We start from the raw sequence: 15096 nt of genomic DNA, 5'->3' as shown, positions 1-15096 counted from the left end.
TTCTGACGGTGCCCCGGGGAGCACTGCTTCAGCACCAGGACCGGCGGCCCGGGTGCGACCAATTATGTGCCCGTTCATCGGAACTGTCAGCGCCAGCGTGGAAGATCTCCTCCCTTGACAGGCACTCGTGGGATGAATCACACTGAACTGGTCATAACCAGACAGTACCGGCTGGAACCGTTTCTCCACAAGCCCCCACCCGATCCCGCAGAGGTGTAACTATGTCAACATCCGAGACCGCCGCCCTGGCTCCCGAGAAGAAGCCGAACAGGGCCTTCGCCACCCTTCAGCGACTGGGCCGCTGCCTGATGCTGCCCATAGCCGTCCTCCCGGCAGCCGGCATCCTGCTGCGCATCGGGCAGGCCGACCTGCTGGGCGCCATCCCCGGCTTTGAAGGCGGCGCCGCCGTCATCTCCGCCGCAGGCAATGCCGTGTTCACCTGGCTGCCGCTCATTTTCGCCGTCGGCATCGCCATCGGCTGGGCCAAGAAGGCCGACGGTTCCACCGCACTGGCGGCAGTGGTGGGGTACATGGTGATCGACGGCGTCTTCAAGGCCATGTCCCCGCTGGTCCTGGCCGGGCAGGTCGACCCTGCCGGCAAGCCCGCCATGATCAACTACGGAGTCCTGGCTGGCATTGTGGTGGGCCTGCTGTCCGCCGTGCTCTGGCAGCGGTTCTATCGCACCAAGCTGCCGGACTTCCTGGGCTTCTTCAGCGGCCGCCGCCTGGTGCCCATCCTGACGTCCGTCACCAGCCTGGCAGCCGGCGTCGTCCTTGCCCTGTTCTACCCGCTCTTTAACGCCGGCCTCTCGGCAGTAGGTGAAGCCGTAGCCGGCAACGCCGTGGCCGGTGGCGGCGTCTACGGTTTCGCCAACCGCATGCTCATCCCGGCCGGCCTGCACCACATCCTCAACTCCGCCGTCTGGTTCCTCATCGGCGACTACACTGACGCCTCCGGGCAGCTGGTCCGCGGCGACCTCAACCGCTTCTTCGCCGGCGACCCCAGCGCAGGCATCTTCATGACCGGATTCTTCCCCATCATGATGTTCGGCCTGCCGGCGGCAGCCCTTGCCATCTGGCGCCACGCCAAGCCTTCGCAGAAGAAGATCGTGGGCGGCATCATGCTCTCCACCGCCCTCACCGCGTTCTTCACCGGCATCACCGAACCGCTTGAGTACTCCTTCATGTTCGTCGCCTTCCCGCTCTACATCGTCCACGCAGTCCTCACCGGGACCTCCATGGCACTGGTCAATGCACTGGACATCCACCACGGCTTCACGTTCTCCGCCGGGCTGATCGACTTCGTCCTCAACTTCGGCAAGTCGGAGAACGGCTGGCTGCTCATCCCCATCGGACTGGGCTACGCCGTGATCTACTACTTCCTCTTCTCCATCGTCATCAAACGCTGGAACCTGCGGACGCCCGGCCGTGAAGACGACGAAGTCACTGTGGAGACAGACGCCGCCAAGTAGCGGCGTTTCCCTCCCCGCCCACGCCACCGCGGCCGCCGCCGCACGAGCAACAGCACCAACCACCAAACAGCAACCGAAAGCAGCTTCACCGCATGGAAATCATCATCCTTCCCACCCCTGCCGACGTGGCCCGCACAGCCGCGGACGCCATCGAGGAGCAGGTCCGCCGCGGCCCGTCCGTCCTGGGACTGGCCACCGGGTCAACCCCGCTGGGCACCTACCAGGAGCTCATCGAACGGCACCGGACCGGCGGCCTGAGCTTCGCCCAGGCGCAGGCTTTTCTTCTCGACGAGTATGTGGGCCTGCCGAGTGCTCACCCGCAGTCCTACCACTCGGTGATCCGGGACGAGTTCACGGCCAGCGTGGATTTCGCTGCGGACGCGGTGCATGGCCTGGACGGCATGGCTGAGGACCCGCAGGCCGAGGCGGAGCAGTACGAGGCGAGGATTGCAGCTGCGGAAGGGGTGGATCTCCAGATCCTGGGCATCGGCACGGACGGGCATGTGGGTTTCAACGAGCCTATGTCCTCGCTCGGCTCACGCACCCGGATCAAGACCCTCACACGCCAGACGCGGCAGGACAACGCACGCTTTTTCGACCACGCGGACGACGTCCCGGACCACGTACTGACCCAGGGTCTTGGCACCATCCGGGAGGCCCGGCACCTGCTGCTGCTCGCCATGGGCGAGGCGAAGGCGGAAGCCATTGCCGCCGCCGTCGAGGGCCCGGTTGCCGCCATCTGCCCGGCGTCCGCGCTTCAGCTGCATCCGCACGTCTCCGTCCTGGTGGACCAGGCCGCGGCCTCACAGCTGGCCCACCGGGACTACTACACGGACACGTTCGGGCGGAAGCCGGCGTGGCAGGGACTCTGAGCAGGGGCCAGGGCGCGCCGGCTGCTGCTGTCAGCCCGCCCCAGCTGGAGCTTGCCGTGGAAAACGCCGACGGCGTGCGGCTGGCTGCCGCCGTCGGCGCGGCCCGGGTGGAGCTCTGCGCAGCCCTCGCCGAAACCAAGGGCATCACGCCAAGCATCGGGATAACGGAACAGGCCTGCCGTGTTGGGCTGCCCGTCCACGTCCTGGTGCGGCCGCGGCCGGGCGACTTCGCCTACTCCAGTGAAGAGCTCGACGTCATCGAGCGCGACGTGGCTGCTGCGCTGGCCGCGGGTGCCGCGGGCGTCGTGGTGGGTGTTCTCGCGCCCGACGGCGGGCCGGACGTTCCTGCCCTCCGCCGGATTGTTGCAGCGGCAGGCCGGTCCAACCCGGCTGCGGAAATCACGTTTCACCGGGCGTTCGATGCTGCCCTTGCGGCCGGCGCCGACCCTGCTGACGCGCTGGCCCGGCTGGAGCAGGCAGGCGTGCACCGCGTCCTGACCAGCGGGGGCAGCCCGGACTGCGCCGCCGGCCTCAGTACCCTGGGCCGTTTGGTGGAGCTGGGACGAACATACGCGCCCTCCGTCCAGATCATGGCCGGCGGAGGAGTGACGCTTGAGCTGGTACCGTCGCTGCTCGGCATCGGCGTCCACGCCGTGCACACCTCGGCCCGGCAGCGATCGAACGGCCATTCCGGTGCTGGCCGGGCCCCGGCTGCCGATCCTGCCCTGGCAGCCCAACTGGCGGGAGCACTCACAACCGGAGGCCTGAAACCATGAGCGCTACTTTGATACTTCGCGGCCGCATCGTCACCGGAAGCATGGACGTCCCCGATGGCGCGGTAGCGGTCGACGACGGCGTAATCACCTACGCTGGTCCGGCGTCGGACTTTCCCGGCGACCCCGGGCCCAAGGACCACGAGCCTGCGCGCATCATCCTGCCCGGGCTGGTGGACCTGCATTGCCATGGCGCGCTGGGTGCGGATTTCTCTGAGGGATCCGCCGAGGGCGCCCGGTCAGCGGCACAGTATCTGCACAGCCGCGGCACCACCACGCTGCTCGCAAGCCTCGTCACGGGGTCAGCGGAACACCTGGTCCGGAACCTCAAGGCACTGAAGACGCTGGCGGATGACGGGCTGATCGCTGGTTCCCATCTTGAAGGCCCGTTCCTCGCATCGGGACAGTGCGGCGCCCACGATCCCACGCTGCTGCTCGAACCCGACGCCGGGCTTGTGTCCGACCTGTTTGAGGCGGCCGGTTCCTCGCTGGTTTCCATGACGCTCGCAGCCGAGCTTCCGGGCGCCACGGCCCTGGTGGACATGCTCACTGCGCGCGGGGTCATTCCATCCTTGGGCCACACTGCCGCGGACCACGGCACCGCTGCTTCCCTCCTGGAGCAGGCTGCCGGAGGGCTGGCCGGGCCGGGGAACTCCACCGGAAGGATCCGCCCAACCGTCACGCACCTGTTCAACGCGATGCCCAGCCTGCACCACCGCGCTCCCGGTCCCGTAGCAGCCAGCCTCAGTGCAGCCCACGCCGGCAACGCCGTGGTGGAGCTGATTGCGGACGGCGTCCACCTTTCCCCGGAGACGGTCAAGATGGTGTTCGAGCTGGTGGGGGCGGAAAACATCGCCCTGGTCACGGACTCGATGGCCGCAACCGGCCTGCAGGATGGCCAGTACCGGCTGGGTGCGCTGGCTGTCACGGTGGACAAGGGCGTCGCACGTGTGGACAGCACCGGCGCGATTGCCGGCGGCACCGCAACCCTCCTCGACGTCGTGCGGTCCGCGGTGGCGGCCGGGGTGCCCCTGCAGGGCGCAGTCCACGCGGCAACGGCCGTGCCTGCCTCCGTGCTGGGACTGTCCGCGCAAATTGGCGACCTCCGGGCCGGCATGCGCGCTGACGTCGCCGTTGTTGACGGGGACCTGAATCTGGCCGGAGTCCTGCGCCGGGGCGAGTGGGTCACGCCGCTGGAGTAGTGCTGTTTGGCTGCCTCACCGTTGAATGTCAGACCCCACTGCCAGGATGGATTCATGGAAGGCAATCCGGTGGTGGTGGAGGCAGAGGCGTTTGTTGATGCCTCCGTGGCTGCTTTCACGGCCGTGCTCAGCGGCGCTGCTGTTGCCGGCACGGCTGGTTCCGGTACGGATGTTTCTGGCCTTGGTGGCGTTGAGCCTGGCGCTGGCGGACTTGGTGATGATCCGTTGCAGCGGGTTGCTGATAATGCGTTGGATGTCCTTGCGGGGGTGGCGCGGTCGGAGGCGAAGCTGGCAGCGGTGAAGGCGCGGGCGGTGCAGGTGCTCGCTGCCGCCATAAGTGTGGTGAACGGTCCGCCGTCCTCGCCGCAGGAGGCCACCGGCCAGGACCGGAGCCTGGTGGCCGAGGTCGGCTGTGCGCTGGTGATCGGTGACCGTGCCGCCGGTGCCTTGTTGGCCGAGTCCCACGCCCTGGCCACGGCCCTGCCCCGAACCCTCGCCGCGTTGCAGGGCGGTTCAATCTCCTGGCAGCATGCCCGGGAAATGGTGAACCAGACCGTGGGCCTTGACCGGGCCGGAGCCGCCGCGCTGGAGGCTCACTTCCTGGACCCGGACACGCCACGGCCGGCCGGGGCGGCGACGATCGGTGAGATGCCGGCGTACCGGTTCAAAGCCAAGGCCCGCACCTGGCGGGAACGCCACCATCCCGAATCGCTGGAGAAACGCCATGCCAAGGCCGCGGCGGACCGGCGGGTCGAATACCGGCCTGACCAGGACGGCATGGCCTGGCTCTCGGCCTGCCTCCCCGCCGACCAGGCCATGGCAGGCTGGAACCGGCTCAACGCCCTCTCCCGGGGAATGCAAGGCCCCCACGAGGCCCGCACCCTCACCCAACTCCGCGCCGATACCTTCGCCCAAGCCATCCTCACCAGCGGCACCAATGCCAGCATCGGCGACGGGGCAGGGATAGGAACGGATCTCACCCCTTCGTCAATCCGGGCGCAGGTTCTCGTTACCGTTCCGGTCGTCGCCCTCATGGGAGTGACCGATGAGCCAGCCATGCTGGACGGCTTTGGACCCATCCCAGCGTCGATGGCGCGGGACCTGGTCGCTGACGGTGCTGATTCGTTCTACCGGGTCCTGGTCGATCCGCGGGACGGGGCGCCGTTGGAGATCGGGCGGAGCAGCTACCGGGTCACCAAAGCCATGCGGAACTGGCTCCGGCTGCGGGACGGCCAGTGTCCGTTCCCCGGCTGCAGCAACCCGTCTTTGGATAACGAGGCAGACCACCTCCTCGCCTGGCACCACGGCGGGACCACCGGGATCAGCAACCTGGGACAGCCCTGCCCGAAACACCACAAACTCCGGCACACCAGCGGCTGGAAACCAACACCAGCCACCAAGAATCAACCACCCGGCTGGACCTCACCCACCGGACGCCACTACAAAAGCGAACACCAGGACTGGGAACCACCCCACTGGCCGGAGTCTGCCCTGTCGGCCATGCCCGCGCGACTAGGACCGGAGGAGCACAACAACGGGCAAGTCCGCGACGTGATGCCCTGTCCGCCGATGGCCGCTGCCCAGGCCTGCCCTGCCGGAGACTCCGCATATTCGGAACCTCCGCCTGAGGAACCTGTGGATGGCAACCTCATAGAGCCAGACGACATACCCGCGGATGACCCCCTGTGGGAGGACTTCTACGCTGCCCCGCCCACGCTGACGCAGGACCCGATCGGGGACTGGGACCCACTAAGGAACTGGGAACCTGTACTGACGTAGCGGGCACCACATGCCCACAGACACGGGCGGCCGGGCACACGGGGTAACAGTCCAGTGTCGGGGCGACGGTCCAAGCACAGACCCGGGCCAGAAACGCGGGCGGAACTTCACAGGGATACAGGCCCCGCCCTCCGCCCAGTCCTAAACAGGACAAACGATTCAGTGTGCGCCTACTCAGCCCCGGGCAGGCAGACTTCCACGAGGCCGCCGCTGACCCGCGTCTCAAAGAGCGGCTGCCTCGCGGTCGCGGGGCCAGCCTGCACTTCGCCCGTGCGCAGCGAAAAGGTGCTTCCATGCCAGGGACACACGACGCACGGGTCGCTGCCGTCTCCAGGGCCGCCGTTCTGATCGACTCTGTCCTGGAGCCTGCCACCCTTGACCTTGCCTTCGTGCAGAGGCCCGGAAAGGTGGCTGCAGACGTCGGACAGCACGCTGACACTCTCACCCTCCCGGTAGGCAAGCAGCGGAATCTCGGCCACAACAATCTTGTGGAGCTTCCCGTCGGGCAAATCTGCGAGCGCTGCCAGAGGCTGCCATCCGCTTGGGAAGCGGTGCGGGATCTCCTCGCTGTGGTTCACGCCTGCCGCCTGCCGGTAGGTGAGATGGCCGCCCAGGAAACCGCCCGCCCCCACAACGGCCAGGCCAAGATAGGCGAGCACCTTGCCTCCGCCGCGGCTGCCCCGGGCCCTGGCTACAAGGGAGGCAGCGTAAAGGCCCGTGGCCGTGATGTTGGCAGCGGCATGGACCAGCCCCACCCGCTGCTGCTGGGGGTGCAGCTGCGTCCAGTCGGTAAAGCCAGCCACCGCGGAAGGCACGGCAGCCCCGGTGCCCACGCCGATCAGGAGGGCGGAAGCCTTGTCGTTACCAGGCAGGGCGTCCAGCACGGCCGCGGAGATCCACGCACCCATCGGCACCTGGACCGCCAACGGATGCACGGGGTGTCCAATGGGAACGCCGTGCAGGACGTCGCGCGCCCACTTGGGGCGGATGGCCCGCTTCACCACTTTTCGGACCTTTTTGGAAACAGGGTCCAGCCACTCCGCATCTTCCAGGCGGGTAACAAGTTCCAGTGCAGGCAGCGGTTTCATGTGTCTCCCTTACCCCATCGCTCCGTGTCCAGTCGATGCCGGGAAGCTTACTTGCCCGGGCGGGGTGCAGCACAGGGCCCCAGGTGCGAAAACCTAACGAAGCGGGGAACCCAGCACCGTGAACTGGTTGCCGCCCATTTCACCGGTGAGCAGTGGCATGGCTTCCTCAATCGCCGCCTGCACACTCTCCAGCCCCAGGGAAGCCCGGTGCGCCTCCTGCGATTCCCACAGTTCACAGACGAACACCGTGTCCGGCACGGCGTCGTTCACGCCCACCTCGTACAGCAGGCAGCCGGCTTCCTTCAGCCCGGCCATGGGCCGGACCAGGATTGAGAGAACGGCATCGCGCTGGCCGGGCTTGGTTTCGAGGCTTCCCACATTCGCAAAGGTCATAGGGACAGTGTGCAGCACGCCGGCGGCAAAGGCCGGAGGCTACCGCACCGCCGGCGCCGACGTCCCCAGCGGCGGCTGTTCGACGGCGGCCCCCGCCTTCACGCTGCCAGGCACCGAGGTTCCGGCCGGTTCCAAGGCCGCATCCGCCGTCGTGGTTTCACCTGCAAAGGCGCGGAGCATGGCGGCCCGGTCGAACTGGCCTTCCCACTTGGCCACCACGAAGGTGGCAACGCAGTTGCCCAGCAGGTTCACCACCACGCGCATGGAGTCCATCAGCCGGTCCGCGCCCAACAGGAGGGCGACGCCCGCCACCGGGAAGATTCCCAAAGCACCCGCCGTGGCGGACAGGGCCAGGAATGCTGAACCGGGCACACCGGCCATTCCCTTGGACGTCAGCATGAGGATGCCCAGGGCAGCCAGCTGCTGGCCGAGGTCCAGGTTGTAGCCGAAGGCCTGCGCCAGGAAGAGGAGGGAAATGGACAGGTACAGCGCGGCGCCGTCGAGGTTGAAGGAGTACCCCGTGGGGACCACCAGGCCGGTGGTGGCGCGGGAGCAGCCGGCGTTGGTCAGCTTGGTCATGATGCGCGGCAGCACGGATTCGGTGGATGCTGTGCCCAAAGCGAGAAGGAATTCCTCGCGGGTGTACTTCATGAATTGCCAGAGCGGCACCCGCGGATAAACCCACGCCACCACGAACAGCAGTCCGATGAACACAATTGCCGCGCCATAGCAGGCTGCGATCAGCAGGGCATACGTGCCCAGCGAGCTGAGGCCGTACTGGCCGATGATGAATGCCATGGCACCGAAGGCACCCACCGGCGCCACCCGCATCACCCAGCCCATGATCTTGAAGAACAGCTCCAGCACGGTCTCCATCAGCGTGACGACGGGCATGCAGCGTTCACGGCCGACGACGACGATCGCCGCTCCGAAGAACACGGCGAAGCACAGCACCTGCAGCAGGCTGTTGCTGGCAAAGGCGCCCACCACGCTGGTGGGGATGATGCCCAGGATGAAGGCTCCGGCATCCTTCGGCGGTGCGGTGGCGGTTTTCGCGTTGAGGGCGTCCTGGGAGAGCGACGCCGGATCGATATTCAGTCCCGCGCCTGGCTGGACCACGTTCCCCACCACCAGGCCAAAGACCAGGGCAAACAGTGTGGCTGCCGTGAAGTAGATCAATGCCTTGACGCCGGTGCGGCCCACGGCCTTGACGTCACTGACCGCGGCGATGCCGGTGACGATCACCAGGAAGATCAGCGGCGCGATGATCATCTTGATCAGCTGGATGAAGCCGTCACCCAGGGGGCGAAGCCCTGCGCCGATGTCCGGCCAGAAGTGTCCGATCAGGATGCCGGCCACAACGGCCACCAGGATCTGGAAGAAGAGGGACTTATAGAGCGGCTTCCTGGAAGCGGGAGGTGCTGCCGCGGGCGCGGTGACATTCATGCCGGTGCCTGTTCGTTGGAGGACGGCGGCACAGAGAATGCCGCAGGGTCACGAGCAACGTTAGGGAGCGCATGTTTCCGGAAAGATAAATCCATGATGCGGAACTATCAAGCCGCGCCAGCCACGCGGCGGGAAATCTGCCCGCAACTTCCATGACATGACAGCGCCACGAGCCAGTGGAAGTATCACTGTGTCTCAGCTGTACCTGCTGCAACACCAGCAACGTAGAAGAAGGAGCATCATGCCCCTCACTCCCCCATCCGACGCCGAACTGGACATCATGATCCGGGCACGACTGGCATCCCTTGGCATCGACCTCAACCAGCTGCCCGCCGGAACCGCCAGCGACCCCGAGACCGGAAGCCCCGGACAGGCGTCGGTCCTGGCCAGCCTGCGTTCCTTCATGCGCACCACGGTCGCTGAACTGAGCGCCTACCAGGTGCCTTTTGCCGGCGCGGCAGGAACTGCGGACCCCGGGCTCCTGTCCCAGCAGGCAGCTCCTCCCGCCCTGTACCCCTCAATCGATACTGCACGGAGGACGGCATGAACCCGGTGGACAGCGTGGACAGCCAGCCGACGGACCGCACCATTGACCGCCGGTCCTTCGTCAACAGGTTTGCCGTTCTTGCAGCAGCTACGTCGCTGGGTGCGGTGGCGCTTCCCGCTGTTGCCCACGCCGCGCCAACAGCGGTGGTGCCCGCCGGGATCAACCCGAACGCGTACGGGGACGTCCGGCCCGAAGCCCTGGCGGACATTACCGAGCTGACCATCGCGGAAGCCGCAAGCCTCATCCGGCAGGGCCGGCTCAGCGCCGAACTGCTGGTGGAGGCCTACCTTGACCGGATCGGCGCGTTCGACGCGAACTACCAGGCGTTCAACCTGGTGGCAGCAGACGATGCCCTGGCAAGCGCCCGGGCCCTGGCCGGCGCCGCCTACAAGGGACCCCTTCACGGCATCCCGCTGGCCATCAAGGACAACTACTACACCCGCGCCTACCCCACCACAGCCAACTCCTACATCTTCAAGGACTTCACGCCCCCGTTTGACGCAACGGCCGTGTCCAAGCTGACGGGCGCCGGCGGCATTGTCCTCGGAAAAACCCAGATGGGTCCGCTGGCCACCACCCGTGCCACCACTCCGGACGGCCGCATCACCACCGTCAATGCCTGGACCCCTGCGGATCCACGGACAAATCCGGGCGGATCCTCGTCCGGCTCAGCAACGGCAGTGGCCGGACGGATGGCAACGTCCAGTGTGGGAACCCAGACCGGCGGCTCCATCACCGCGCCGTCCAACGCCCAAAACCTCACGGGGCTCAAACCGACTATGGGCCGGGTTTCGCTGTACGGCATCATCCCGCTGAGCTATACCCGCGACCACCCGGGACCGCTCGCCAGGGACGCGAAGGACGCAGCCATCATGCTGAGCGCAATGGCCGGGGAGGATCCCATCGACCCTCGCACCCTGGGGCTTCCGCCCGTCCCGGACCTGATTACCGCCGCAACTCCAGTCAAGCGCGGCAACAAGGTGGCCATGCGCTGGGGCACGCGGGTGGGCGTGATCCCGGACTTCACCGCAGGATCCTCGGAAACCGCAGCGGCACGCAAGGCCTTCCTGGACAAGCTCGCCGGCATTGAAGGAATCCAGGTTGTGGACGTTCGACTGCCCGAGGACTGGGACACACTGACAAGCACAGCCTTCAACAATGTGCGGCTGCCGGAACGGAGTGAGCCGTTCCTGCCCATACTGCGCAAGGATCTCCGCAGCTTTGGGGTGTCTGTGACCGGCTGGCTGCAGGGCTCTATGCTGGGCGCCAACGAGTACGTCCTGGGCCAGCGCGCCAAGGTCCTGCTGCTGGAACGCGTCCTGGACGATCTGTTCGAGCAGTGCGATGTGGTGCTCCAGACCAGCCCCAACCCCTTCGACGCGATTGGGCTGCCCGAACTCGCCCTGCCCATCGGTTTTGACTCGGCCGGCGTCCCGGTGGGCACCATCCTTGGCGGCCAGCCCTTCGCCGAGGACCGGCTGCTGGCGGTGGCCGCCGCCTACCAGGCGGTGACCGACTGGCACCTGCGGCGCCCCGCAAACCCGGCCGGCGAAGTCCCCGAGCCGATTTCCGTTGATCCGTCCAAGTCCCGGAAGCCGTTCGCCAAGAGCGCGCGCGGCAGGGTTTCGGCTGCACCCGCTCCACAGGGCCGGGGCCGCCTCGAGGCACATGAGGTGGCCGAGCTGTCCCAGTAGCAGCGCCAATGCCCCCGGCCCGCCTCCTTCCCGGGAGGCGGGCCGGGACGTCCACTGTTCAGTCCGCAGCCGGCAGTGCCGCGGCCTGGACCACCACCGTTCCGCTGGACGTGGTGTCCTCGTTCAGCATCCAGCCCACCCGTTTGACCGTCCGCAGCATCACCACGCTTTCCACCAGGTGCATGCCGGGGACCTTTTGCTGGAGGGCAAGTTCGGCAGTCATGACGTCCGCAAGGGACTGCAGCCACATGATGATGACGAAGTTGGTGGGCCCGGTGGTGGAGGCGCTCAGCCGAACATTCTTGATGGTCCGGATGGCGGCGGCCGCTTCCTCGTGCTGTCCTGCCGGGACGTTGGCGAACCACTGGCAGGTCACCGGATAGGAGGAGAAAGCCTGCGCGATTTCGCAGCGGAACAGCAGGATGCCGCTGGCCAGCACCCGGTTCAGCTGCCGCTGCACCGTTGCCGGACGCCGCCCCAGTTCCCGCGCGATCTGGGCGGCGGTCGCCCTGCCGTCGCGGGCCAGGAACGGCAACAGGTCCAGGTGGCTTTGCGGCAACTGCCCGGCTTCCGCATGCCGGGCGTCCTGGCCGCTTTGGCTGCCGAGCGTCCGAAGCAATGCCAGCTGAGGCTTGTCCAGGATATTCAGCCGCCACTCATCGGCACTCGTGTGCAGCCGTGTGCACAGCGCGGTCTGGTACTTGATCAGCCCCTCGATGCCCTTCAACTGGGCCACCACCGAGGCACTGAACTCCTTCAGCGACCTGGTAATCACGGTCAACATAAGGTCCCTGTTGCTTGCCGCTTCCTCCACGGTGACGATCCCGGGGATGCCAGCCAATTGCGCGGTCACACTGTCCCGCAGGTTCATGTCGCAGTCCACCGCCACGAAGGCCAGGAGCATCTGCCGTGGATCCCCCGCGAGGTGGGCCGTCACCCACGCTGCCCCGCTTGAGGTCAGCCGTTCCCAGCGGGCAGCAAGGGTAGTGGCGTGCACGCCCAGCACCTTGGCGGCATCCGCCCAGCCGAGCCGCGGATACGTCTGCAGCACCTGGATGAGGGCCAGGTCTTCCTCGCTGAGTTCCATCAGGCACACCTCCTATTGCACGAATCCTGCGCATATTCGTTGCCGAAAGAATATTTCCAGTGCTTTCACGCGATGTGAGTTGCGCCACTCCAGAATAGTCCGCAGACCCGGAAAGCTTAGCCAAGGAGCCGCACAGTGCCCGTAATTGAAGACGCCAAGGAACTGCACGGGGACCTCATCCGCCTCCGCCACGACCTCCACCGGCACCCGGAAATCGGGCTGCACCTCCCGCGGACCCAGGAGAAGGTCCTCCAGGCCCTCGACGGGCTTCCTTTCGAGATCACCCTGGGCAAGGAAACCACCTCCGTGACCGCAGTGCTTCGCGGGGGCAAGGCCGCGGCAGGCGGCGACGGTGCCCATCGGCCCGCAGTCCTCCTCCGCGCGGACATGGATGGCCTTCCTGTCCAGGAGAAGACGGGCGTGGAGTTTTCTTCCCAGGCCGACGGCGCCATGCACGCCTGCGGCCACGACCTGCACACCTCGATGCTCGCCGGAGCCGCCACCCTCCTTGCCGAGAAGCAGCACCTGCTGCAGGGCGACGTTGTCCTGATGTTCCAGCCCGGCGAAGAGGGCTGCGACGGTGCAAGCTACATGATCCGCGAAGGCGTCCTGGATGCCGCCGGAACCCGCGTGCAGGCGGCCTACGGAATGCATGTGTTCTCCTCGCTCGAGCCCCACGGCACGTTCTGCACGAAGCCCGGCGTGATGCTCAGCGCCTCGGACGGACTGGAGGTCACGGTGCTGGGCGCGGGCGGCCACGGTTCCGCCCCGCATGCCGCGAAGGATCCCGTCACAGTGGCTGCCGAGATGGTCACCGCCCTCCAGGTCATGGTGACCCGGCAGTTCAACATGTTCGATCCGGTGGTGCTCTCGGTGGGTGTGCTGCACGCCGGCACCAAGCGGAACATCATCCCCGAGACTGCCCGCATCGAGGCGACAGTCCGCACCTTCTCGGAAAGCTCCCGGCTCAGGATGATGGACGCCGTGCCGCGCCTGCTCCAGGGAATAGCGGCCGCGCACGGGGTGGAGGTCCACGTGGACTACCAGGAGGAATACCCCCTCACCATCACCAACGAAGACGAGACGCACACGGCGGAGAAGGTCATCTCGGGACTCTTCGGCGAGCGCCGCCTGTCCCGCTGGGCCACCCCCCTGAGCGGTTCGGAAGACTTTTCCCGGGTACTCGCCGAGGTGCCCGGCACGTTCGTCGGCCTCAGCGCCGTCGCCCCGGGGGCCGATCCGGCCACCTCACCGTTCAACCACTCCCCTTATGCAACGTTCGACGACGGCGTGCTGGCTGATGGAGCTGCGCTGTACGCCGAACTGGCCACCTCGCGGCTTGCCGCGCTGTCGGCGGCGGCCTGACCCGCCGTCGTCCTTCCCATCCCCGCCATCCTCTTCACCACGAACCTGAGGAAGTAACCATGTCCATGGCAGTAACCAAGCAGCAGACTGGACGAGTGTCCACCACCAAGACCATCGTCGGAACCGGCATCGGCAATGCCGTCGAATGGTACGACTGGGCCATTTACGCCACGTTTACGCCCTTCATTGCCAGCCAGCTCTTCAGCAAGGCCGACCCGGCGTCGGCGGTGCTGTCCACCCTGGCGATCTTCGCCGTCGGCTTTGTGGCACGGCCCTTCGGCGGCTTCCTCTTCGGCTGGATCGGCGACAGGGTGGGCCGCAAGACCTCGATGACCCTCGCCGTCGGACTCGCCTCGCTGGGCAGCCTGATGATCGGCATCGCTCCGACCTTCGCGAGCGTCGGCGCCTGGGCATCCCTGATGCTGCTCGTGGCACGGCTCATCCAGGGCCTGGCCCACGGCGGCGAGCTGCCGTCGTCGCAGACCTACCTGTCCGAGATGGCCCCCAAGGAGCATCGCGGATTCTGGGCCACCCTGATCTACACCTCCGGAACCGTGGGCATCCTGTTCGGCACACTGCTGGGCGCCGTCCTTAACATGACCCTGACGGCGGAGGCCATGAACGCCTGGGGCTGGCGCATCCCGTTCCTGCTGGGCGCGGCCATGGGGCTGTACGCGCTGATCATGCGGTCACGGCTGCACGAAACCGACGCATTCGAGGGCGAATCGCTGGCCGAAAAGCGGGCGCCGCTCTGGCCGCAGATTGTCCGCCACCGCAAGCAGGCGCTGCAGGTCATCGGCCTGACGGTTGGCCTGACCGTCATCTACTACGTCTGGGGAGTTGTGGCTCCCAGCTACGCCACCACCGCACTGAAGATCGACCGCGGCGAAGCACTCTGGGCGGCCGTCATCGCCAACATCGTCTTCATCGCCGCCCTTCCCTTCTGGGGGAAGCTGTCCGACCGCATCGGACGCAAGAAGGTGCTGTGGTCCGGGGCCATCGGGTCTGCAGTGATGCACTTCCCCATGACCTGGCTGCTCAAGGATTCAGCCTGGCAGCTGGCCGTGGGCATGTCCGTCATGCTGGTCTTCATTGCTGCGAGCGCCGCCATTGTCCCGGCCGTCTACGCAGAGCTGTTCCCCACGTCCATCCGCACCGTTGGCGTGGGTGTGCCGTACTCCATCTGCGTGGCAGTGTTCGGCGGCACCGCACCGTACCTGCAGCAGTGGCTCGGAACCACCATGGGCGTTCCGCAGCTGTTCAACATCTACGCAGTGGTGCTCCTGGCCGTGAGCGCTGCATTCGTGTTCACCATTCCGGAGACGATGGGCAAGGACTTGACGCACTAGGGCAGGCTTGAAACGCAACCAAAAAGGGT

Annotated in this window: 13 protein-coding genes; 9 read left to right on the top strand and 4 right to left on the bottom strand. The window is 66.7% G+C overall.

Going from position 1 to position 15096, the window contains the following annotated elements:
- The first annotated feature begins 221 nt into the window (after positions 1 to 221).
- From NFU08_RS02260 to NFU08_RS02240, 5 genes are all read left to right on the top strand, one after another.
- A complete protein-coding gene (locus tag NFU08_RS02260; protein WP_174175092.1) occupies positions 222 to 1472 on the top strand; it encodes a PTS transporter subunit EIIC in 1251 nt (416 codons plus the stop codon).
- A gap of 92 nt (positions 1473 to 1564) precedes the next feature.
- Positions 1565 to 2344, top strand: a complete 780-nt coding sequence (nagB, locus tag NFU08_RS02255; protein ID WP_251420414.1) for a glucosamine-6-phosphate deaminase — start codon at positions 1565 to 1567, stop codon at positions 2342 to 2344.
- Positions 2329 to 3120: a copper homeostasis protein CutC gene (locus NFU08_RS02250; protein WP_251420411.1), complete on the top strand. Its 792-nt coding sequence runs from the start codon at positions 2329 to 2331 to the stop codon at positions 3118 to 3120. The genes nagB and NFU08_RS02250 overlap by 16 nt, the downstream gene beginning before the upstream one ends.
- The gene (locus NFU08_RS02245) at positions 3117 to 4319 is read left to right on the top strand and encodes an N-acetylglucosamine-6-phosphate deacetylase (protein WP_251420409.1); all 1203 of its coding nucleotides are present in this window, start codon (positions 3117 to 3119) and stop codon (positions 4317 to 4319) included. The genes NFU08_RS02250 and NFU08_RS02245 overlap by 4 nt, the downstream gene beginning before the upstream one ends.
- 54 nt (positions 4320 to 4373) lie before the next feature.
- On the top strand, positions 4374 to 6098 hold the full coding sequence (locus NFU08_RS02240) for an HNH endonuclease signature motif containing protein (protein ID WP_251420406.1): 1725 nt from the start codon (positions 4374 to 4376) through the stop codon (positions 6096 to 6098).
- A 170-nt stretch (positions 6099 to 6268) separates the two neighbouring features.
- Here the strand turns inward: NFU08_RS02240 and NFU08_RS02235 are convergent, their stop codons facing one another.
- From NFU08_RS02235 to NFU08_RS02225, 3 genes are all read right to left on the bottom strand, one after another.
- Entirely contained in the window at positions 6269 to 7186 is a 918-nt protein-coding gene (locus tag NFU08_RS02235; protein WP_174175100.1) for a Rieske 2Fe-2S domain-containing protein, read from the bottom strand.
- Positions 7187 to 7279: 93 nt separating this feature from the next.
- Positions 7280 to 7579, bottom strand: coding sequence for a putative quinol monooxygenase (locus NFU08_RS02230; protein WP_174175102.1), 300 nt, complete (start codon positions 7577 to 7579; stop codon positions 7280 to 7282).
- A 39-nt stretch (positions 7580 to 7618) separates the two neighbouring features.
- On the bottom strand, positions 7619 to 9025 hold the full coding sequence (locus tag NFU08_RS02225) for a cation:dicarboxylate symporter family transporter (protein ID WP_251420404.1): 1407 nt from the start codon (positions 9023 to 9025) through the stop codon (positions 7619 to 7621).
- 241 nt (positions 9026 to 9266) lie between these two features.
- On the opposite strand from NFU08_RS02225, the gene NFU08_RS02220 reads away from it, so the two are divergent.
- Positions 9267 to 9572 carry a hypothetical protein gene (locus NFU08_RS02220; protein ID WP_251420401.1) on the top strand — a complete coding sequence of 102 codons (306 nt, stop codon included), beginning with the start codon at positions 9267 to 9269 and terminating at the stop codon, positions 9570 to 9572.
- Positions 9569 to 11266 (top strand): amidase, encoded by a 1698-nt coding sequence (locus tag NFU08_RS02215; RefSeq protein WP_251420399.1) that lies wholly within the window; start codon positions 9569 to 9571, stop codon positions 11264 to 11266. The genes NFU08_RS02220 and NFU08_RS02215 overlap by 4 nt, the downstream gene beginning before the upstream one ends.
- A 58-nt stretch (positions 11267 to 11324) precedes the next feature.
- On the opposite strand, the gene NFU08_RS02210 is transcribed toward NFU08_RS02215, so the two are convergent.
- Complete coding sequence (locus NFU08_RS02210) at positions 11325 to 12353, bottom strand: Lrp/AsnC family transcriptional regulator (protein ID WP_251420397.1); 1029 nt, start codon at positions 12351 to 12353, stop codon at positions 11325 to 11327.
- A 135-nt stretch (positions 12354 to 12488) separates the two neighbouring features.
- Here NFU08_RS02210 and NFU08_RS02205 point away from each other — a divergent pair, with 135 nt between their 5' ends.
- Both NFU08_RS02205 and NFU08_RS02200 read left to right on the top strand, forming a co-directional pair.
- Positions 12489 to 13718 (top strand): M20 family metallopeptidase, encoded by a 1230-nt coding sequence (locus tag NFU08_RS02205; RefSeq protein ID WP_251420394.1) that lies wholly within the window; start codon positions 12489 to 12491, stop codon positions 13716 to 13718.
- 59 nt (positions 13719 to 13777) lie between these two features.
- Entirely contained in the window at positions 13778 to 15067 is a 1290-nt protein-coding gene (locus tag NFU08_RS02200) for an MFS transporter (RefSeq protein WP_174175114.1), read from the top strand.
- Positions 15068 to 15096: the final 29 nt, after the last annotated feature.

Origin of the sequence: Pseudarthrobacter sp. NCCP-2145, assembly GCF_023708005.1 — a bacterium.
Lineage (GTDB): Bacteria > Actinomycetota > Actinomycetes > Actinomycetales > Micrococcaceae > Arthrobacter > Arthrobacter oxydans.
Note: the sequence above shows the minus strand (reverse complement) of the source record. Positions and strands in the feature narration are given on the sequence as shown.

Bases quoted from the DNA above. Each gene is read 5' to 3' on its own strand.
- NFU08_RS02235 (WP_174175100.1), bottom strand. From the start codon at position 7,186: ATGAAACCGCTGCCTGCACTGGAACTTGTTACCCGCCTGGAAGATGCG.
- NFU08_RS02230 (WP_174175102.1), bottom strand. From the start codon at position 7,579: ATGACCTTTGCGAATGTGGGAAGCCTCGAAACCAAGCCCGGCCAGCGC.
- NFU08_RS02260 (WP_174175092.1), top strand. From the start codon at position 222: ATGTCAACATCCGAGACCGCCGCCCTGGCTCCCGAGAAGAAGCCGAAC.
- NFU08_RS02225 (WP_251420404.1), bottom strand. From the start codon at position 9,025: ATGAATGTCACCGCGCCCGCGGCAGCACCTCCCGCTTCCAGGAAGCCG.
- NFU08_RS02200 (WP_174175114.1), top strand. From the start codon at position 13,778: ATGTCCATGGCAGTAACCAAGCAGCAGACTGGACGAGTGTCCACCACC.
- NFU08_RS02240 (WP_251420406.1), top strand. From the start codon at position 4,374: ATGGAAGGCAATCCGGTGGTGGTGGAGGCAGAGGCGTTTGTTGATGCC.
- nagB (WP_251420414.1), top strand. From the start codon at position 1,565: ATGGAAATCATCATCCTTCCCACCCCTGCCGACGTGGCCCGCACAGCC.
- NFU08_RS02245 (WP_251420409.1), top strand. From the start codon at position 3,117: ATGAGCGCTACTTTGATACTTCGCGGCCGCATCGTCACCGGAAGCATG.
- NFU08_RS02220 (WP_251420401.1), top strand. From the start codon at position 9,267: ATGCCCCTCACTCCCCCATCCGACGCCGAACTGGACATCATGATCCGG.
- NFU08_RS02215 (WP_251420399.1), top strand. From the start codon at position 9,569: ATGAACCCGGTGGACAGCGTGGACAGCCAGCCGACGGACCGCACCATT.
- NFU08_RS02210 (WP_251420397.1), bottom strand. From the start codon at position 12,353: ATGGAACTCAGCGAGGAAGACCTGGCCCTCATCCAGGTGCTGCAGACG.